The sequence below is a fragment of the Polaribacter sp. KT25b genome, assembly GCF_900105145.1.
Taxonomy (GTDB): domain Bacteria; phylum Bacteroidota; class Bacteroidia; order Flavobacteriales; family Flavobacteriaceae; genus Polaribacter.
The window spans coordinates 3,366,079-3,383,909 of sequence record NZ_LT629752.1; the positions used below are offsets into that span (position 1 = coordinate 3,366,079).

The 17,831-nt window shown below is 28.9% G+C and carries 21 protein-coding genes; 14 read left to right on the plus strand and 7 right to left on the minus strand.

The window, feature by feature from the left end:
- Nucleotides 1-77: 77 nt before the first annotated feature.
- Both BLT70_RS14535 and BLT70_RS14540 read left to right on the plus strand, forming a co-directional pair.
- Nucleotides 78-710: a YqaA family protein gene (locus BLT70_RS14535; protein WP_091895897.1), complete on the plus strand. Its 633-nt coding sequence runs from the start codon at nucleotides 78-80 to the stop codon at nucleotides 708-710.
- 18 nt (nucleotides 711-728) lie between these two features.
- On the plus strand, nucleotides 729-980 hold the full coding sequence (locus tag BLT70_RS14540; RefSeq protein ID WP_091895899.1) for a DUF1456 family protein: 252 nt from the start codon (nucleotides 729-731) through the stop codon (nucleotides 978-980).
- A gap of 124 nt (nucleotides 981-1,104) precedes the next feature.
- Here the strand turns inward: BLT70_RS14540 and BLT70_RS14545 are convergent, their stop codons facing one another.
- On the minus strand, nucleotides 1,105-1,473 hold the full coding sequence (locus BLT70_RS14545) for a DUF3127 domain-containing protein (RefSeq protein WP_091897739.1): 369 nt from the start codon (nucleotides 1,471-1,473) through the stop codon (nucleotides 1,105-1,107).
- 5 nt (nucleotides 1,474-1,478) lie between these two features.
- Entirely contained in the window at nucleotides 1,479-2,339 is an 861-nt protein-coding gene (locus BLT70_RS14550) for a flavin reductase family protein (protein ID WP_091895901.1), read from the minus strand.
- Nucleotides 2,340-2,418: 79 nt separating this feature from the next.
- On the opposite strand from BLT70_RS14550, the gene BLT70_RS14555 reads away from it, so the two are divergent.
- Entirely contained in the window at nucleotides 2,419-3,576 is a 1,158-nt protein-coding gene (locus BLT70_RS14555) for a HAMP domain-containing sensor histidine kinase (protein ID WP_091895904.1), read from the plus strand.
- 32 nt (nucleotides 3,577-3,608) lie between these two features.
- On the opposite strand, the gene BLT70_RS14560 is transcribed toward BLT70_RS14555, so the two are convergent.
- From BLT70_RS14560 to greA, 3 genes are all read right to left on the minus strand, one after another.
- A complete protein-coding gene (locus BLT70_RS14560) occupies nucleotides 3,609-3,809 on the minus strand; it encodes a hypothetical protein (protein ID WP_091895907.1) in 201 nt (66 codons plus the stop codon).
- A gap of 2 nt (nucleotides 3,810-3,811) precedes the next feature.
- Nucleotides 3,812-4,201, minus strand: coding sequence for an HIT family protein (locus BLT70_RS14565; protein ID WP_091895909.1), 390 nt, complete (start codon nucleotides 4,199-4,201; stop codon nucleotides 3,812-3,814).
- 101 nt (nucleotides 4,202-4,302) lie between these two features.
- Nucleotides 4,303-4,779: a transcription elongation factor GreA gene (greA, locus tag BLT70_RS14570; RefSeq protein ID WP_091895912.1), complete on the minus strand. Its 477-nt coding sequence runs from the start codon at nucleotides 4,777-4,779 to the stop codon at nucleotides 4,303-4,305.
- Nucleotides 4,780-4,891: 112 nt separating this feature from the next.
- On the opposite strand from greA, the gene BLT70_RS14575 reads away from it, so the two are divergent.
- The 5 genes from BLT70_RS14575 to BLT70_RS14595 all read left to right on the plus strand — a co-directional run bounded on the left by BLT70_RS14575 (nucleotide 4,892) and on the right by BLT70_RS14595 (nucleotide 10,403).
- Nucleotides 4,892-5,299 carry a hypothetical protein gene (locus BLT70_RS14575; RefSeq protein ID WP_091895915.1) on the plus strand — a complete coding sequence of 136 codons (408 nt, stop codon included), beginning with the start codon at nucleotides 4,892-4,894 and terminating at the stop codon, nucleotides 5,297-5,299.
- A 58-nt stretch (nucleotides 5,300-5,357) separates the two neighbouring features.
- The gene (locus BLT70_RS14580; RefSeq protein ID WP_091895918.1) at nucleotides 5,358-6,521 is read left to right on the plus strand and encodes a 5-(carboxyamino)imidazole ribonucleotide synthase; all 1,164 of its coding nucleotides are present in this window, start codon (nucleotides 5,358-5,360) and stop codon (nucleotides 6,519-6,521) included.
- Nucleotides 6,522-6,575: 54 nt separating this feature from the next.
- Entirely contained in the window at nucleotides 6,576-7,055 is a 480-nt protein-coding gene (purE, locus tag BLT70_RS14585) for a 5-(carboxyamino)imidazole ribonucleotide mutase (protein WP_091895921.1), read from the plus strand.
- Between the two features lie 56 nt (nucleotides 7,056-7,111).
- Complete coding sequence (locus BLT70_RS14590) at nucleotides 7,112-9,127, plus strand: M3 family metallopeptidase (protein ID WP_091895923.1); 2,016 nt, start codon at nucleotides 7,112-7,114, stop codon at nucleotides 9,125-9,127.
- Nucleotides 9,128-9,188: 61 nt separating this feature from the next.
- Nucleotides 9,189-10,403 (plus strand): carboxypeptidase-like regulatory domain-containing protein, encoded by a 1,215-nt coding sequence (locus tag BLT70_RS14595; protein ID WP_091895926.1) that lies wholly within the window; start codon nucleotides 9,189-9,191, stop codon nucleotides 10,401-10,403.
- 30 nt (nucleotides 10,404-10,433) lie between these two features.
- Here BLT70_RS14595 and BLT70_RS14600 read toward each other — a convergent pair whose 3' ends face one another.
- Nucleotides 10,434-11,672, minus strand: coding sequence for a glycosyltransferase (locus BLT70_RS14600; protein WP_091895929.1), 1,239 nt, complete (start codon nucleotides 11,670-11,672; stop codon nucleotides 10,434-10,436).
- On the minus strand, nucleotides 11,673-12,146 hold the full coding sequence (locus tag BLT70_RS14605; protein ID WP_091895932.1) for a heme-binding domain-containing protein: 474 nt from the start codon (nucleotides 12,144-12,146) through the stop codon (nucleotides 11,673-11,675).
- 136 nt (nucleotides 12,147-12,282) lie between these two features.
- Between BLT70_RS14605 and lpdA the strand changes: the two genes are divergently transcribed.
- From lpdA to tilS, 6 genes are all read left to right on the plus strand, one after another.
- A complete protein-coding gene (lpdA, locus tag BLT70_RS14610; RefSeq protein ID WP_091895935.1) occupies nucleotides 12,283-13,683 on the plus strand; it encodes a dihydrolipoyl dehydrogenase in 1,401 nt (466 codons plus the stop codon).
- Between the two features lie 90 nt (nucleotides 13,684-13,773).
- Nucleotides 13,774-15,075: an anthranilate synthase component I family protein gene (locus tag BLT70_RS14615; protein ID WP_091895937.1), complete on the plus strand. Its 1,302-nt coding sequence runs from the start codon at nucleotides 13,774-13,776 to the stop codon at nucleotides 15,073-15,075.
- 55 nt (nucleotides 15,076-15,130) lie between these two features.
- Nucleotides 15,131-15,364 (plus strand): hypothetical protein, encoded by a 234-nt coding sequence (locus BLT70_RS14620; protein WP_091895940.1) that lies wholly within the window; start codon nucleotides 15,131-15,133, stop codon nucleotides 15,362-15,364.
- 107 nt (nucleotides 15,365-15,471) lie between these two features.
- The gene (locus BLT70_RS17180) at nucleotides 15,472-15,648 is read left to right on the plus strand and encodes a hypothetical protein (protein WP_157691915.1); all 177 of its coding nucleotides are present in this window, start codon (nucleotides 15,472-15,474) and stop codon (nucleotides 15,646-15,648) included.
- 4 nt (nucleotides 15,649-15,652) lie between these two features.
- Complete coding sequence (locus BLT70_RS14625; RefSeq protein WP_091895943.1) at nucleotides 15,653-16,471, plus strand: alpha/beta hydrolase; 819 nt, start codon at nucleotides 15,653-15,655, stop codon at nucleotides 16,469-16,471.
- 22 nt (nucleotides 16,472-16,493) lie between these two features.
- Nucleotides 16,494-17,816 (plus strand): tRNA lysidine(34) synthetase TilS, encoded by a 1,323-nt coding sequence (gene tilS, locus BLT70_RS14630; RefSeq protein WP_091895946.1) that lies wholly within the window; start codon nucleotides 16,494-16,496, stop codon nucleotides 17,814-17,816.
- The last annotated feature ends 15 nt before the right edge of the window (nucleotides 17,817-17,831 follow it).

Consider the following 17,831-nt stretch of genomic DNA (forward strand, 5'->3'; position numbering starts at 1 on the left):
ATTTATTTTTTACCAATGTTTATAACGATTTTGTTCTTATTTTTGCAATCCGTTTTAATTTTGTTAGAACTCATAAAATGCGAAAGTTAAAAAGAAAAAAAAGAATAAAAACAAAAAAAGAAAAAGCAACGTTAATACATAATTATTATGCTAGAACGGGGTTTTATCAATTTGTTGGCAATAATTTAAAAAAAGCAATACTACCAATTATTGGTATTGTAGTTGCTATTTTCTTATTTAACAAATATGTATATAATATTAATGATGGCTTACATCATTTTACCGAAACTTTTTCTAGATTAGGCGTTTTAATAACTTTTTTTATTTCTGAAACTTTATTAGGATTAATTCCACCAGAAATTTTTATTGCTTGGTCTAAAAAAACAGATGATCCAATTTTAAATTTAGCAATTTTAGCAACACTCTCATATTCTGGAGGATTAATATCTTATTTTATAGGAAAAACAGCTTTAAAAATACAATCTGTAAAAAAATATTTAGAAGTTAAAATGGCTAAAAATTTAGAGAATACTCGTAAATGGGGTGGAATTCTAATTTTAGTGGGTGCTTTATTACCGCTTCCTTTTTCTATTGCATGTGTTGCTGCCGGAATGATAAAATATCCCTTTAAAAATGTGGTGCTTTTTGGTTTATTTAGATTTGGTAGATTTGCAATTTATGCTTGGGCAATTTTTAGTGTAGTCAGTTAAAAAACTTACATTTGTACTATGGGATTAACAAATAATGATATTTTAAAAAAATTAAGAGTAGCTCACAAATTAAGAGATACAGATATTGTAAAAATCTGTGCCTTAGTAGATTTTAAAGTTACAAAAGGAGAATTAGGTGCATTGTTTAGAAACGAAGAGCATGAAAAATATGTAGAATGTGGCGATCAAATTTTACGTAATTTTTTAAATGGATTAATTATTCATTTACGCGGACCAATGCCGCCAAAGAAGCAAAAACCAACTTCTTAAAATGTTTTTTTTAGAAACAGAATAAAGAAAGTAAATTTATTATATAAAAAAGAGCGAATTCATAACTGAATTCGCTCTTTTATTTTATCACAAAATCAAAAATTCTATGATTTAATTTTATTTACTAAAATGGTAAATCATCTGGTTCTTCATCAGAAACACTAGAAGCAGATTCAAATTTATCTACTGGAGGCACAGATTGTGATGATGTTCCTTGAGATAAATTCTCAATTCTCCAACCAACAATAGAATTAAAATATCTAGCCTGTCCTTCTGGATTAATCCACTCTCTACCACGTAAATTAATAGATACTTTTACATCTTGTCCAACTTTATAATTGTTTAACAAATCTGTTTTGTCTTGGTGAAATTCAATACTTATCATTTGAGGATATTGATCATCAGTCGTTACAACCAAATCTCTTTTCCTAAAACCACCTGTTCCAAAAGTTTGAACATCTCCAATTATTTTTACTTTACCAATAACTTCCATAATTTCTATTTTAATAAAAGTACTTTCCAAGCACTTTCTACATCATTTTTACTTAAATACCGTTTGGCAAATGTATGTTTTTTTGTGACTTCTATCCCAATAAATTCAGGATGATCTTTCCCAAAGTTATTAACAGTTTCTAATGTAGGTAGTTGCTCTACATTACCTAACATGCCTAAATTATTCCCTGTTAAGACAGCACTATTTCTAATTTCTATGGGAATTACATCAACTCCAATACCTAAAGTAGAAACTGGTTTCGAAATTTCGAAAAAACCATCTTTTGCTCTTGTATAATAATTACCTCCAGCTCTTGCTACTAAATCAATTTTATGTTGATCGATGCTGCCATCATCAGCTAAAACAGCTTCAGAAATATGAATTTTTACAACCTCACAAACTATCAAGTTTCCTGCTCCACCTTCATCTCCTGTAAAAATCACGTCTTTTACTTTGCACTCAAATTGCACTGGAGATTCTGCCACTCTAAAGGGTTTAATTTTATCCGAAGGCAACATTGTAAAGCCAGCTTTATCAAACTCATTTACTCCTTTTGGATATTCTGTACTACTTAATGACATTTGCTGTACAATAGCATAATTTACAACATTTATAACCACTTCTTTCGTTTCTAAAACATTATCTAAAGTATCTTTTGTAGTATTATCTCTAACTCTTCTTGCTGGAGAAAATATTAAAATTGGCGGATTTGAGCCAAAAACATTAAAAAAACTAAACGGAGATAAATTTGGATTTCCATTTATATCAATTGTACTTGCAAACGCAATTGGTCTTGGCGCAATTGCACCTAATAAATAACCATGTAATTTGCCTGTAGAAATTTCTTTTGGATCTATAGTAAGCATTTGAAAAATTTTTAGGTATGTAAAGATACTATCAAATCTTGAAATGAGTTATATACTAGAAATCTTTATATTTGTTTTGATGAAAGTTTACTCTAAAACACTATTTTTTAAACGATTTACAATTGCTGCTTCGTTTATAATTGTCTCTTTAATTCTTTGGAATACCTATACTTTTTTTCAGAAATTTAAAAAAGCTGAAAGAGCAAAAATGGAAATTCATGGCGAAGCTATTAAAGAATTAAGAACCGTAAGTATTGAAGAATTAGATCAAAATATATCAGAATTACCTTTAAAAATTATCAGTAGAACAAAAGATATTCCTTTTATTTTAGTTGATGTTGATGGTAATATTAAAGGTTCTAATAATTTAGATACAATTAAAGAAAAAGATCCAGAATATTTAAAAGAACAGCTGGCAATTATGAAAAGCCAAAACCAACCAATTTTGGTTGAATATTTGGGTAAAACTGATTATATCTATTATCGAGATTCCGATTTATTAGATAAACTAACTTATTATCCTCTTGCTTTTTTACTGATTTTAGTACTGTTCTTAGCCGTAATTTATCTGTTTTACAGTTCTAACAAAGCAGCAGAAACTAATAAACTTTGGACTGGAATGGCTAAAGAAACTGCGCATCAAATTGGTACGCCATTATCTTCTTTACTTGGCTGGATTGCCATTTTAAAAATGGAAAAAGTAAATGACACCTATATTACTGAAATTGAAAAAGATGTACATCGATTGAACGCTATTGCAAATCGATTTTCGAAAATTGGGTCAATTCCAGAATTAAAAGAAGAAAATATTGTAGATATTTCTAAACAGGCTTTCGATTATTTAGAATCTAGAAGTTCTAAACAAATTTCATTTTCTTTTTTTACTACGGATGAAGATATTCAAATAAAATTAAACTCAGAGTTATTTGGTTGGGTTATAGAAAACCTCATCAAAAATGCCATTGACGCCATGTTAAGAAAAGGCGAATTAACTTTACGAATAGAAAGTTTTGGCAAAAAGGTAAAAATTTCTGTTTCTGATACCGGAAAAGGAATGCCTAAAAAAATGTTTAAGCAAATATTTAAACCTGGTTTTACCACAAAAAAACGTGGTTGGGGATTAGGTTTATCGCTCTCAAAAAGAATTGTAGAAGATTATCATAATGGAAAAATATTTGTAAAAAAATCTGAAATCGATAAAGGAACTACTTTTGAGATTTTATTAAATCGCGTTTAGTTTTTATTGCATCATCAGAAATGACAAAGAGATTACTTTCTAAACTTGGTTTTAGCTATTTTGTATTTAGCTGATAAATATCCAAATACAAGCCCTGCTATAATCCAAAAGATTAATTTTATAATGACTGTTTTTAGTGTAATTCCCTCTCCATCAATTAATGGCCAAATAAATGCCATAGCCAAAAACATCCAAACGCCCCACCCTAATCCAACTTTAACCCAACCTTTCATAATTACTCAAAATTATCTGAAATACTTTCTGCTAAACTAACAAATTCTTCATTTGTCAATTTTACTTTTTGAGAAAATTGTATATCAGACATTGCGTTTAAAGGAATTAAATGAACATGAACGTGAGGTACTTCTAAACCAATTACGCTCATTCCAATTCGGTTACAAGCAACTGTTTTCTCTAACGCTTTTGCTACTCTGTAAGAAAAATCCATTAATTGTAAATACTCATCTTTTGATAAATCGAAAAGCTTATTTACCTCTTTTTTAGGAACTACTAAAGTGTGTCCTTTTGCATTCGGATTAATATCTAAAAAAGCAATAAAATTAGCGTCTTCTGCTACTTTATAACTTGGTATTTCTCCTGTAATAATTTTGGTGAATATGCTCATCTTAAAACTTTATTAATTGATAGTAAATATAAAAAAGAATTCGGATTTTGACATTGCCAAAACCCGAATTTCTTCAAACTTTTATTTGTGTTTAAAACTTTTTATTTTCTAGAAATCTCCATAATTTCAAATTTCATAACTCCATTCGGAACTTGAATTTCCGCAATATCTCCAACTTTCTTACCTAATAAACCTTTACCAATTGGCGAGTTTACAGATAATTTACCATTTCTAACATCAGTTTCTGAATCAGCAACTAAAGTATAGCTAAATTCCATTCCGTTTGTAGTATTTTTAATTTTCACGATAGAATGAATCAATATTTTAGAAGTATCTAATTGACTTTCATCTAAAATACGTGCATTTGAAACCACGTTTTTTAATTTAGCTATTTTAAACTCTAAATGAGATTGTTCTTCTTTTGCTGCATGATATTCTGCATTTTCACTCAAATCACCTTTATCTCTTGCATCAGCAATTTCTTGTGTAACTCTAGGGCGCTCAACTTGCTCTAATTGTAGCAATTCGTCCTTCAATTTTTTCAATCCCTCTGGTGAATAATAAGATATGTTACTCATAATTTCTATAATTTAAAAATCCCATTGCCTTAACAGGAATGAGATTAGATTACAAATGTACAAAATATTTGTAAATTTGCATCGTTACATATTTTGTAATAATTTGTAAATTATGAAAAAACTTATTATCCCTTTTTGTTTTCTTCTGTTATCGGGCTGTGTAGACAATACAACAATTATAAATAATTGCTTTCTTAATGTTTATATAAGCGGAACGATAAACCTAAACAATCCTCAGTTTTTAAATTTACAAGTTCCGTTAGGATACGCATCAGCAACTATAGACGGTAGAGATTTATTAATTATAAAAAGTACATCTTCTTACAAAGCATACGATTTAGAATGCCCAGAGGCAGACTGTAGCGATAAAATGACTTTTGATGGTTTAAAATTAATTTGCCCTTGTAGTAAAAAAGAATACAACTCTTTAAATGGTTCTCCAATAGATGGCGAAGGGTGTTTTGCTTTAGAATACAATGTAATGCAAACAAATAACAGCACACTTCAAATAACTAGATAAAACAATGCTTACTACCAAATAAGATGCTTATTTTTGCTTAAACACAACAACATTAAACGTGAAAAATTATTTTTCTTCTGATTTTAAATTAGGAATTTTAGGCGGTGGTCAATTAGGAAGAATGCTTCTTACCGAAACTCAAAAATTTGATATTTACACTTCTATTTTAGATAGCAATCCAAATGCACCTTGTGCGCAAATTTGCAATCATTTTGAAGTTGGAGATTTGTTAGATTTTGATGCCGTTTACAACTTTGGTAAAACGGTAGACATTTTAACAATTGAAATAGAAAACGTAAATATTGATGCTTTAGATAAATTACAAGCAGAAGGATTAACGATTTATCCAAAACCTAAAGATTTACGCATTATTCAAAGTAAAGCCAGACAAAAACATTTTTACTTTGATCATCAAATTCCGACAGCGCCTTTTTCTCATTTTGCATATTTAGAAGAATTACATCACTGTTTAGAAAATGATATCATTAATTTTCCTTTTGTTTGGAAAGCTGCACGTTTTGGTTATGATGGAAATGGTGTAAAAATTGTTAGAAATTTTTCTGATTTAGAATCTTTGCCAAATGTTGAGTGTATTACAGAGCAATTAATTCCGTTTAAAAACGAATTAGCAGTAATTGTTGCAAGAAATGCTGATGGAGAAACTAAAACATATCCTGTTGTAGAAATGGAATTTCATCCAGAAGCAAACCAAGTAGAATATGTAATTTGTCCTGCAAGAATTGAAGAATCTGTTGCAAAAAAAGCACAAGAATTGGCTTTAAAAGTTGTGAATGATTTAGATTTTGTTGGGTTATTAGCAGTAGAAATGTTTCAAACAGAAACCAATGATATTTTGGTAAATGAAGTTGCGCCAAGACCACATAATTCTGGGCATTATTCAATTGAAGCAAGTTATACCAATCAATTTGAGCAACATTTACGATCAATTTTAAATCTTCCTTTAGGAAATACTGATAGTAAGGTTGCCGGAATTATGGTAAATTTAGTTGGTGAAGAAGGATTTTCTGGCAATGTAATTTATCAGAATATAGAAGAAATTTTAAAAATTGACGGAGTTACACCTCACATTTACGGTAAGAAAGAAACGCGTCCTTTTCGTAAAATGGGTCATGTTACAATTGTAAATACTGATATTGATAAAGCTAGAAAAATAGCACAACAAGTTAAAGAAACAATTAGAGTAATAAGTAAAAACAATTAACATTAAACAATTATCAGTTATCAATGATAACTGATAATTGATAATTGAAAAAATATGGTAGGAATAATAATGGGAAGTGATTCTGATCTTCCAATAATGCAAGAAGCAATAGATATTTTAGAAAGTTTTGATATTCAAATAGAAGTTGATATCGTTTCTGCTCATAGAACACCAGAGAAACTTTTTGACTATTCTAAAAACGCACATTTACGCGGAATAAAAGTAATTATTTCGGGTGCTGGTGGCGCAGCTCATTTACCAGGAATGGTTGCAAGTATGAGTCCGTTACCAATAATTGGAGTTCCTGTAAAAAGTAGAAATTCTATTGATGGTTGGGATTCTGTTTTGTCTATTTTACAAATGCCTGGTGGCGTTCCTGTTGCAACTGTTGCTTTAGATGGCGCAAAAAATGCAGGGATTTTAGCAGCACAAATTATTGGTGCTTCAGACAAATATGTTTTAGATAAAATTATTGCTTACAAAGAAGGTTTAAAATTAAAAGTTGAGCAAGCTTCTGAAAGAGTTAGAAAATAATATTATTCTTCTACAATTACACTTTTTAACAAATAACAATTATACATTTTTTAAAAATGAACCCACTTTTACAAGATTTTAATACACCTCCTTTTTCTAAAATTTCTAATGAAGATTACAAACCTGCAATTAAAAAAGGGATTGAAATTGCAAAATCAGAAATTGATGAAATTATACATAATACCGATGCTCCAACTTTTGAAAACACAACAGTTGCTTTAGATTTTTCTGGCGAAAAACTAAATAAAATTACTAGTATTTTCTTCAATTTGAATTCTGCAGAAACAAATGATGAAATTCAGAAAATTGCTCAAGAAGTTTCTCCTTGGCTAAGTGAATTTAGCAATGATATTACTTTAAACGAAGATCTATTTAAACGAGTAAAAGCTGTTTATGATACTAGAGAAAATTTAGATTTAACTCCAGAACAAGAAATGCTTTTAGATAAGCAATACAAAAGTTTTGCTAGAAATGGTGCAAATTTAAATGAAGAAGCTAAAATTAAACTTCGTGAAATTGATGCGCAACTCTCTAAATTATCTTTACAATTTGGCGAAAATGTTTTAGCAGAAACTCATGCTTTTGAAATGCATTTAACAGATGAAAATGACGTATCAGGTTTACCAGAAAGCGTAAAAGAATCTGCAAAAGAAGTTGCAAAATCTAAAGAGAAAGAAGGTTATATTTTCACCTTAGATTATCCAAGTTACATTCCTTTTTTAACGTATGCAGACAATAGAGAATTGCGTAAAAAAATGGCAATTGCTGCTGGTAAAAAAGCGTTTCAAGACAATGAATTCAATAATGAAAACGTAGTTTTAAATATTGTAAATCTTCGTCAGCAAAGAGCAAATTTATTAGGCTATAAAACGCATGCTCATTTTGTTTTAGAAGAAAGAATGGCAGAAACCCCAGAAAAAGTAATTGAGTTTTCTAATAATTTGTTAGAAAAAGCAAAACCTGCTGCTTTAAAAGAATTTGAAAATTTAGAAAATTTTGCTAAAAAATTAGACGGAATTGATCAACTTCAAAAATGGGACGGTTCTTATTATTCAGAAAAATTAAAGAAAGAATTGTTTGATTTAGATCAGGAAATCTTAAAACCTTATTTTAAATTAGAAAACGTAATTGATGGTGTTTTTGAAATTGCAAATCGTTTATATGATTTAAAATTTGAAGAAGTTTTTAATATCGACAAATATCATGAAGATGTTAAAACATATAATGTAACAGACACAGAAGGAAACTTTGTTGCTGTTTTTTATGCTGATTTTCATCCAAGGAAAGGGAAAAGAAATGGCGCTTGGATGACAAGTTACAAATCACAACAAATTAAAAATGGAATTAACGAAAGGCCACAAGTTTCAATCGTTTGTAATTTTACAAAACCTACAGCTACAAAACCATCATTATTAACTTTTACTGAAGTTACAACTTTGTTTCATGAATTTGGTCACGCGCTTCATGGCATGTTAGCAAACACAACCTATAATAGCTTATCTGGAACATCTGTTTCTTGGGATTTTGTTGAATTACCAAGTCAGATTTTAGAAAATTGGTGTTTCGAAAAAGAAGCGTTAGAATTGTTTGCAAAACATTATGAAACTGGCGAAGTTATTCCGATGAAATATGTTGAAAAAATAAAAGAATCTGCAAGTTTTCACGAGGGAATGCAAACGTTACGTCAATTAAGTTTTGGGTTGTTAGATATGCAATGGCACGGACAAAATCCATCAGGAATTACATCTATAAAAGAATTTGAAAATGACGCTTTTTCAAATACAAAATTATATCCAGATGTTGCAGAAAATTGCATGAGTACTGCTTTTTCTCATATTTTTCAAGGTGGATATTCTGCTGGATATTATTCTTACAAATGGGCAGAAGTTTTAGATGCAGATGCTTTTGAATACTTTTTAGAAGAAGGAATTTTCAACAAAGAAGTAGCCACAAAGTTTAAAGAAAACGTTTTATCAAAAGGTGGAACAGAAAAACCGATGGATTTATACAAACGTTTTAGAGGCAAAGAACCAAAACCAGATGCTTTATTAAAAAGAGCGGGTTTGGTTTAAAGTTAACACTAATTAACATAGATTATAATGAAATCGATTTTTCAATGATTATTTTTATCAGATGAAAAATCGATTTTTATTTCTTTTATTTTTTACTTCATTTTTTTCTATTGCTCAAGTTACAATAACCGGAACTGTTTACGAAAAAAATAATCCGTTAGAAGGTGTTGCCGTATATTTTAATAATACAACTATAGGAACTACAACAGATTTAAACGGCGATTTTTCTATAAAAATTAAAGAAGGAAAACATGATTTAATTATCTCTTATTTAGGATTTAAAAAAATAAACTACACCTTAAATACATCAACCTATAAAAAACCACTTATTTTTAATTTAGAAGAAGAAAACAATAAACTAAACGAAATTATTATCAGAAAAACAGTTTATGATGAAGATTGGAAATACAATGTTTCTAGGTTTAAAAAAGAATTTATTGGTACTACAAAACTAGCACAAGATTGCAAAATTTTAAATCCGGAAGTTTTACATTTTGATTATGATGCAAAAAATAATGTTCTTACTGCTATTGCAAGAAAACCTCTAATAATAAAAAACAAGGGTTTAGGTTACGAAATAACGTATGAATTAGAAGATTTTACAATTAACAAAAATCGAGTTACTTATTTGGGTTATTCGAGATATAAAAACTTAGATGGAAGCAAAAGAAAACATCGTAAATGGAGAAAAAAAAGAGTAAAAGCATATAACGGTTCTTCAATGCATTTTTATCAATCTCTTGTAAAAAATACTACGTACAAAGATGGCTTTTTAGTGCATCAGTTTAAAAGAGTTCCCAACCCAGAAAGACCAAGTGAAGAAGAAATTAAAAAAGCTAGAGAGTTTGTACAATTAAATAAAGAAATTATAAATTCTTTTAAAATAATTGATACATCAAACACTGCTTTAACCAATGCTATATCAACTTTAAACAAGGTTAAACTACCAAAATTTATAGATTATTTATACAAATCTAAAATTCCTGTCAACGAAATTATTTCTCAAAAAAATGGTGTTTTTTATCTTGATTTTGAAAATAATATTAGTGTAGTTTACACAAAAGAATTAGAAGAAACAGGTTTTATTACAAGGAATGCATTTAGTAAAATAAGAAACCCTTTGCCACAAAGTTCTGCTATTATTCCTTTAAAATTTCCAAGTATTTTAGACAAAGACGGAGCTTTAGTAAATCCTTTAGACGTTTTTTACGAAGGTTATTGGTCTTATGAAAAGTTTGCAGATTCTTTGCCTTTAGATTATATTCCTATTGAATAATTGTTCTTAGCGAGCAACTTTACAAAAAGCCTACTTATTTTTAGCTTCAATCCATTTACTCATATATTTTGTAGCTTGTAAAGTTTGATGTTGTAACAAACTGCCTAAAAAATTTTGAGTTCTGTGCTGTTCTAAATTCTGTTGAATTTCTTTTATTTGGTTGATAAAAGATGAACCTAAAAGTTCTTTATCATAGATTTGATTGATGGTTTCAATTCCGTTTTCCTGTGAAGTTTTCCAAAGCTTTTTATCTGTATATAATTGAATCGCTTTTTCTGAAAAGTTAGAAAAATCATCTTCAATAAAACCATTCCAAGATAAATTATTGCACATTCCTTCTGCTCCAATTGAGGTTGTAACACTTGGCGTTCCACAAATCATAGCTTCTGTTAATTTCCCTTTTATGCCTGCTCCAAATCGTAAAGGGGCTAAAACTACTCTTGCATTTTCAACAACTTCTTGTGCATTTTCTGCAAAACCTTTAATAATAAAACCTTCTTTTTTATTGTGTAATTCTTGTATTTGCTGATTTAAATAGGCTCCATAAATATGAATTTCTGCTTTTGAAAGCTGTTCTCTAATTTTATTCCAAATATCTTTTTTTAAAGTTAAAACAGCATCAACATTTGGTTTATGAAAGAAATTACCAATAAAAATAAAGTGTTCTCTTTCTTCAAAAGACTTCCATTTTTTTATTTGATATTCATCAATTTTATCCAACAGAAAAGGTAGGTAATAAAGGATTTTTTCATCAATCTTAAAAACTGTTTTTAATAAATCCATTTCAAAAGATGAAATAATCAAACTCATATCACAACGTAAAATGGAAGCAATTTCTCTTTTTGCACCATCAGATTTTAATAGCACTTCTGTTGCAAACTCTTCTCCCTTTTTTAATTGTTGATGTCTGGTTTTTCTTAAAAAATGTAAATCTTCTGTATCTAAAATTCTGATTGCATTTGGGCTATTTTCTGCAACACGCCAACCAAATTGTTCTTCCATCATAAAACGATCGAATAACACAATTGTTGGTTGTAATTCTTTTATAAAATCATCAAAAGAAGCATTATTTAAATCAATAGAAACTTCATCAATTCCTAAAGATTTTAAACTAGATGCTTTTTCACTTTTTTGAGCGGGAGAAGCAAAAGTCATATTATAACCTTGCTTTAAAAACAGTTTAATAAGTTGCAACATTCTACTTCCTGCCGCAGAAGAATTTGGTTCTACCCAAACATACCCAATAATTAAAACCTGTTGTTTACTCAATTATTTAGAGTTTAATTGTTGCTGATAATTGGTTTGTACTTTTTTGCCCCAAGTAACAATTTCGTTTATTTGTTCTTGTGATAAATTTGCTTCAGAATGCGTCCAAGTATAAGAATCTAATGGCATTTCACCTTTTTCAACTTCTTCATACAATTCATCCATTTTATGTTCTTTCTTTTTTAAAGAATAAGTACTCCAATCAGAAAAATTTAAATGCTTTTTACCGCCTTTTACATGATCTGCTAACCAAAAATTTACGGGTGTAATTGTATTATACCAAGGATATCTTGTACTGTTAGAATGACAATCATAACAGCTTTCTGTTAAAATCTTTTTTACATTTTCTGGCGGATTTGTTTCTGCTAAAAAAACCGGAACAGAAGCAATATCTCCTTCATTTTTTTCTGGCCCAAAAAACTGCGCAATGACAAAAGCTACTAATAAAATAATTGCTATTTTTTTTATAATTTTCATTGTATATATTTTTAGATTTGATTTCACAGTAAATCTAAGAAATTCCTACTTTATTCTGTAAAAATATCCGTATTTTTGAAAACTATTACTATAAAATAAACCGAAAGGTTACATAATACGCAAAATAAACGCAAACATGAAATACGATATTATTGTTATTGGTTCTGGACCTGGAGGATATATTGCTGCAGTTAGAGCTTCTCAATTAGGAAAAAAAGTAGCAATTATTGAAAAATATTCAACTTTAGGAGGAACTTGTTTAAATGTTGGATGCATTCCTTCTAAAGCTTTACTCGATTCTTCTCACCATTATTATGATGCTGTTCATCATTTTGAAGAACATGGAATTACAGTAGAAAAGCCTTCTTTCGATTTCGCAAAAATGGTTGAAAGAAAAGCAAAAGTTGTAGAAACAACAACAGGCGGAATTAAATACCTAATGGACAAAAATAAAGTTGATGTTTATGAAGGCTTAGGTTCTTTTGAAGATGCAACTCATGTTAAAATTACTAAAAATGATGGTTCATCAGAAATAATTGAAGGAATAAATATTATTATAGCAACTGGCTCAAAACCATCTACTTTGCCTTTTATTTCTATTGATAAAGAACGCATAATTACCTCTACAGAAGCTTTAGAATTAAAAGAAGTTCCTAAACATTTATTGGTAATTGGTGGTGGAGTTATTGGTTTAGAATTAGGTTCTGTATACAAACGTTTGGGCGCAGATGTTACCGTTGTAGAATATGCTCCAAAAATTACACCAACTATGGATGCTGATGTTTCTAAAGAACTTCAAAAAGTTTTAAAGAAACAAGGAATGAAGTTTAACGTAAGCACAGGTGTTACTTCTGTTGAAAGAAATGGTGATGAAGTAATTGTAAAAGCAAACAATAAAAAAGGCGAAGAAGTTACTTTTACTGGAGATTATTGTTTAGTTGCTGTTGGTAGAAAACCGTATACAGAAGGTTTAGGCTTAGAAAAAGCAGGTGTTAAAGTTTCAGAAAGAGGACAAATTGATGTAAATGATCATTTACAAACAAATATTGCTAATATTTATGCAATTGGAGATGTTGTTAAAGGCGCAATGTTAGCACATAAAGCAGAAGAAGAAGGTGTTGTTGTTGCAGAATTTTTAGCTGGCGAAAAACCACATATTGATTATAATTTAATTCCTGGAATTGTGTACACTTGGCCAGAAGTTGCTGCAGTTGGTAAAACAGAACAAGAATTAAAAGACGCTAAAATTGATTATAAATCTGGTAAATTTTCTATGAGAGCTTTAGGAAGGTCTAGAGCAAGTGGAGATATAGATGGTTTTGTAAAAGTTTTAGCAGATAAAAATACTGATGAAATTTTAGGAGTTCATATGGTTGGTGCGCGTGTTGCAGATTTAATTATGGAAGCTGCAGTTGCTATGGAATATAGAGCTTCGGCAGAAGATTTAGCAAGAATTTGTCATGGTCATCCAACATATTCAGAAGCTGTTAAAGAAGCTGCAAAAGCTGCTTGGGATGGAAAACCATTAAACGCATAAAATTATTTATCTTATATTAGACCTCACAGGTTTTAAAAACTTGTGAGGTCTTTTTTATTTAGAAAACTTTCAAGTATTTTTGCGGCAATTATGCAAAGAACAATCCAAACTTTTTCTGTTGATGATATTGATAAATTCAAACAAAATTTATTGGCTTGGTCTCAACAATTTGATACTGTTTTATGGCTAGATTCTAACAACTATAAACAACAGTATTCTAGTTTTGATTGTGCTTTAGCTGCTGATGAATTTACAGCAATTAAAACTGATTATTATAACGCTTTTGAGAAACTAAAAGAATATCAAACTATAACTAACGATTATATTTTTGGATACATTTCTTATGATGTTAAAAATGATGTTGAACAACTTTCTTCCAAAAATTTTGATGGTTTAGATTTTGCCGATTTGTATTTTTTTCAACCTCAGAAACTTTTTCTTATCAAAGGAAATGATATTGAATTCAATTATTTAAAAATGGTTGATGATGAGATTGAAAGTGATTTTGAAGAAATCCAAAAATCTAAAAATCCAAAAATCCAAAAATCTGAAAATGATATCAAAATAAAACTAAGAATTCATAAAGATGAATATCATCAAAAAGTAACAAAACTGCTACAAGATATTAAAAGAGGGGATCTTTACGAAGCTAACTTTTGTCAAGAATTTTACGCAGAAAATAGCACTATAAATCCGTTGGAAGTTTACAATCATTTAAATAAAATTTCTGAGCCTCCTTTTGCAACTTTTTTTAAAAATGAACATCAGTATATTTTATCTGCTTCACCTGAAAGATATATTAAAAAAGAAGGAACAAAAATTATATCGCAACCTATAAAAGGAACTGCAAAACGTTTACTAAGTGAGATTGATGACGCTAAAATTGCATCAGATTTATCTAGAGACATTAAAGAGCGTGCAGAAAATGTAATGATTGTAGATTTGGTTAGAAATGATTTATCTAAATCAGCAAAAAAAGGCAGTGTAAAAGTAGAAGAACTTTGCAAAGTATATACTTTTAAACAAGTGCATCAAATGATTTCTACAGTAGTTTCTACAGTTGAAGAAAACACGCATCCTGTAGACATTATTAAAAGCACTTTCCCGATGGGAAGTATGACAGGAGCACCAAAATTTTCTGCAATGAAAATTATTGAAGAATTAGAAGAAACAAAACGTGGTTTATACTCTGGTTCTGTTGGATATTTTACACCAAATGGCGATTTTGATTTTAATGTAATTATTAGAAGTATTCTTTACAATGAAGAAAAAAAATACATTTCATATTCGGTTGGTGGCGCAATTACAGCAAAATCTATTGTAGAAAAAGAATATGAAGAATGTTTATTAAAAGCAAAAGCAATGAAATATGTGCTATTAAATTCTAAATAAAAAATCTTTTTTTAACTTTATTAAATTAGCGAAATCTATTTTATATATTTACTAAATGATAATAGATCAAGAGGAAAAATTTAAACTTATTTTTGATAAAATTCAAGAAAAACAAACAGAACAAAATATGTTCAATACGTTTTTAGAAGTATATCCTGCAGAATGGAAACAACTAAAAATAACGTTCTCTAAGTTTAACAGAAGTAAACAATTTGGAAAATCCATTCCGTTACCTAAACCAGAAGTTTCTTTACGCAAAGAAATTAGGGTTTGGTTAAAAAAGCAATAGCATATCCTTTATGAAAAGTAAAAATAAGTTTACGATAATTTAATGTTTTCTTATTTTTTCTTTGTAATTTTAAAAGCATTTATCTTGTAATTTGGCAAAAAAACAAGATGAATATTAAATTATCAGAGAAAGATTACAAAAAACTAGTTATAGAAATTGCCTTAAAAATTAGCCCTGCTTTAATAGAAAAAACTGATGATATTTCTACGGCTAGCGAACAAATTTCTCTTTACGCAAAAGACATTGCCAATTCTATACAATCCGTTTTAGAAAAACCAGATTAAACAAATGCACAAAGAATTTAATCTTAACATTTACAAGACCACTTTTTACGGCCAAGTTTGGGAGGCAAAAAGAACAAAAGCTGTTGTTGTTTTGGTTCACGGAATGGGAGAACATTCTGGGCGCTATAAACATGTTGCAAAAAAATTAAATGAAAATGATTTTTCTGTTGTTGCTTTTGATCATTTTGGTCATGGAAAAACTTCTGGTAAACGTGGTCATAATCCAAACTTTGAAGCGGTTTTAGAAAGTGTTTCAAAAACGATTGAAAAAGCAAAAGAATTGTATCCAAACAAACCTGTTTTTTTATATGGGCATTCTATGGGCGGAAATGTTGTTATTAATTATTCTATCAGAAAAAAACATAATTTAAAAGGAATTATTGCTACAAGTCCGTTTTTAAAACTAGCTTTTCAGCCACCAAAAATTAAGTTAATTGTTGGCAAATTATTGCAAAAAATTGCGCCATCTATAACCATGGGAAATGAATTGAATGCAAATGATGTTTCTAGAGATAAAATTGAAGTTAATAAATATGTACATGATCCTTTAGTACATAATAAAATTAGCCCTAATTTTTCTTTAACCTTTATTGAAACAGGACAATGGGCAATTAAAAATGCTAGCAAACTACAAACACCAATGTTACTTTTACATGGAACGGACGATAAAATAATTGATTATAAAGGAACTCAAGAATTTGCCAATAATTCTGATAAAACAACTCTTAAATTATACGAAGGTGGTTATCATGAATTACAAAATGATTTATGTAAAGAAGAAATGCTACAAGATGTTGTTAATTGGCTAAATTCTCAACTATAAATTCCGTATTTTTGAAGCGTAAATGCTTCAGAAATTTAAAGAACATATCAATCTTAATTTTCCTTTTCTAAAGGACAAAAAACTATTAATTGCCATTTCTGGCGGAATTGATTCTGTTGTTTTAACGCATTTATTTTCTGATTTAAATTTTGATATTTCACTTGCGCATTGCAACTTTAAACTTCGCGAAAAAGAAAGTGATTTAGATGAAGAATTTGTAAAATCATTAGCACAAAAAACGTCTAATCAGATTTTTACAATAAAATTTAATACTCAAGAATTTGCACAAAAAAACAAACTTTCTACACAAATTGCAGCAAGAGAATTGCGTTATAATTGGTTTCAGAAAATCATCAAAAAAAACAATTTTGATTATGTTTTAACTGCACATCACGCAGATGATAATTTAGAAACTTTTTTAATTAATTTAACTCGTGGTTCTGGTTTAGATGGCTTTACAGGAATTCCGAAAATTAATGGCAATATTGTTCGTCCGCTTTTAGCTTTTTCTAGAGAAGAAATTTTAGCTTTTGCAAAAGCAAATAATATTGATTGGCGAGAAGATAAAAGTAATGCATCTACAAAATATATCAGAAATAAAATTAGACATAAAGTTCTTCCAGTTTTAAAGGAAATAAATCCTAATTTATTAAAAACATTTGCAAAAACAGTAGAAAATTTACAGGAAAGCAAACAAATTATAGAAGATAAAATTGCTGATATTTCACAAAAAGTAATTGAAACCGATGTTTCAACTGCTCTCGAAGTAACAAAAATAAATATTGATAAATTAAATCAACTTTCAAGTCCGAAAGCATATTTGTATCAGTTATTAAAAGAATACAACTTCACAGAATGGAACGACGTTTACAACTTAGTTTCTGCACAATCTGGAAAACAAGTTTTTTCTAAAACCCACAGGTTATTAAAAGACAGAGCGTTTTTATTATTAAGTAAAACAGATGAGGATAAAAATCATCAAGATGAACATTATTTTATTTATCAAGATGAAAAAGAGATTATAAATCCGATTCATTTGATTTTAGAGGATGTTCAGCAAAAATCAACAGAAAATAAACAAACCATTTACCTTGATAAAGATTTGTTAAAATATCCACTTATCGTAAGAAAATGGCAAAATGGTGACTATCTTTATCCGTTAGGAATGCAAGGAAAAAAGAAATTAAGCAAATATTTTAAAGATGAGAAATTATCTCTTTTAGAAAAAGAAAACACTTGGTTGCTTTGTAACAATGAAAATGAAATTATTTGGGTAATAAATTACAGACAAGATAGACGATTTGTAAATGAAAATAATTTAAAAATCAGCCTAAAAGAAAATTAAAACCAACTTAAATAA

Excerpts from the sequence above, each read along its gene's own strand:
- BLT70_RS14535 (WP_091895897.1), top strand. The coding sequence starts at position 78 with ATGCGAAAGTTAAAAAGAAAAAAAAGAATAAAAACAAAAAAAGAAAAA.
- BLT70_RS14540 (WP_091895899.1), top strand. The coding sequence starts at position 729 with ATGGGATTAACAAATAATGATATTTTAAAAAAATTAAGAGTAGCTCAC.
- BLT70_RS14545 (WP_091897739.1), bottom strand. The coding sequence starts at position 1,473 with ATGGAAGTTATTGGTAAAGTAAAAATAATTGGAGATGTTCAAACTTTT.
- BLT70_RS14550 (WP_091895901.1), bottom strand. The coding sequence starts at position 2,339 with ATGCTTACTATAGATCCAAAAGAAATTTCTACAGGCAAATTACATGGT.
- BLT70_RS14555 (WP_091895904.1), top strand. The coding sequence starts at position 2,419 with ATGAAAGTTTACTCTAAAACACTATTTTTTAAACGATTTACAATTGCT.
- BLT70_RS14560 (WP_091895907.1), bottom strand. The coding sequence starts at position 3,809 with ATGAAAGGTTGGGTTAAAGTTGGATTAGGGTGGGGCGTTTGGATGTTT.
- BLT70_RS14565 (WP_091895909.1), bottom strand. The coding sequence starts at position 4,201 with ATGAGCATATTCACCAAAATTATTACAGGAGAAATACCAAGTTATAAA.
- greA (WP_091895912.1), bottom strand. The coding sequence starts at position 4,779 with ATGAGTAACATATCTTATTATTCACCAGAGGGATTGAAAAAATTGAAG.
- BLT70_RS14575 (WP_091895915.1), top strand. The coding sequence starts at position 4,892 with ATGAAAAAACTTATTATCCCTTTTTGTTTTCTTCTGTTATCGGGCTGT.
- purE (WP_091895921.1), top strand. The coding sequence starts at position 6,576 with ATGGTAGGAATAATAATGGGAAGTGATTCTGATCTTCCAATAATGCAA.
- BLT70_RS14590 (WP_091895923.1), top strand. The coding sequence starts at position 7,112 with ATGAACCCACTTTTACAAGATTTTAATACACCTCCTTTTTCTAAAATT.
- BLT70_RS14595 (WP_091895926.1), top strand. The coding sequence starts at position 9,189 with ATGAAAAATCGATTTTTATTTCTTTTATTTTTTACTTCATTTTTTTCT.
- BLT70_RS14605 (WP_091895932.1), bottom strand. The coding sequence starts at position 12,146 with ATGAAAATTATAAAAAAAATAGCAATTATTTTATTAGTAGCTTTTGTC.
- lpdA (WP_091895935.1), top strand. The coding sequence starts at position 12,283 with ATGAAATACGATATTATTGTTATTGGTTCTGGACCTGGAGGATATATT.
- BLT70_RS14615 (WP_091895937.1), top strand. The coding sequence starts at position 13,774 with ATGCAAAGAACAATCCAAACTTTTTCTGTTGATGATATTGATAAATTC.
- BLT70_RS14620 (WP_091895940.1), top strand. The coding sequence starts at position 15,131 with ATGATAATAGATCAAGAGGAAAAATTTAAACTTATTTTTGATAAAATT.
- BLT70_RS17180 (WP_157691915.1), top strand. The coding sequence starts at position 15,472 with ATGAATATTAAATTATCAGAGAAAGATTACAAAAAACTAGTTATAGAA.
- BLT70_RS14625 (WP_091895943.1), top strand. The coding sequence starts at position 15,653 with ATGCACAAAGAATTTAATCTTAACATTTACAAGACCACTTTTTACGGC.
- tilS (WP_091895946.1), top strand. The coding sequence starts at position 16,494 with ATGCTTCAGAAATTTAAAGAACATATCAATCTTAATTTTCCTTTTCTA.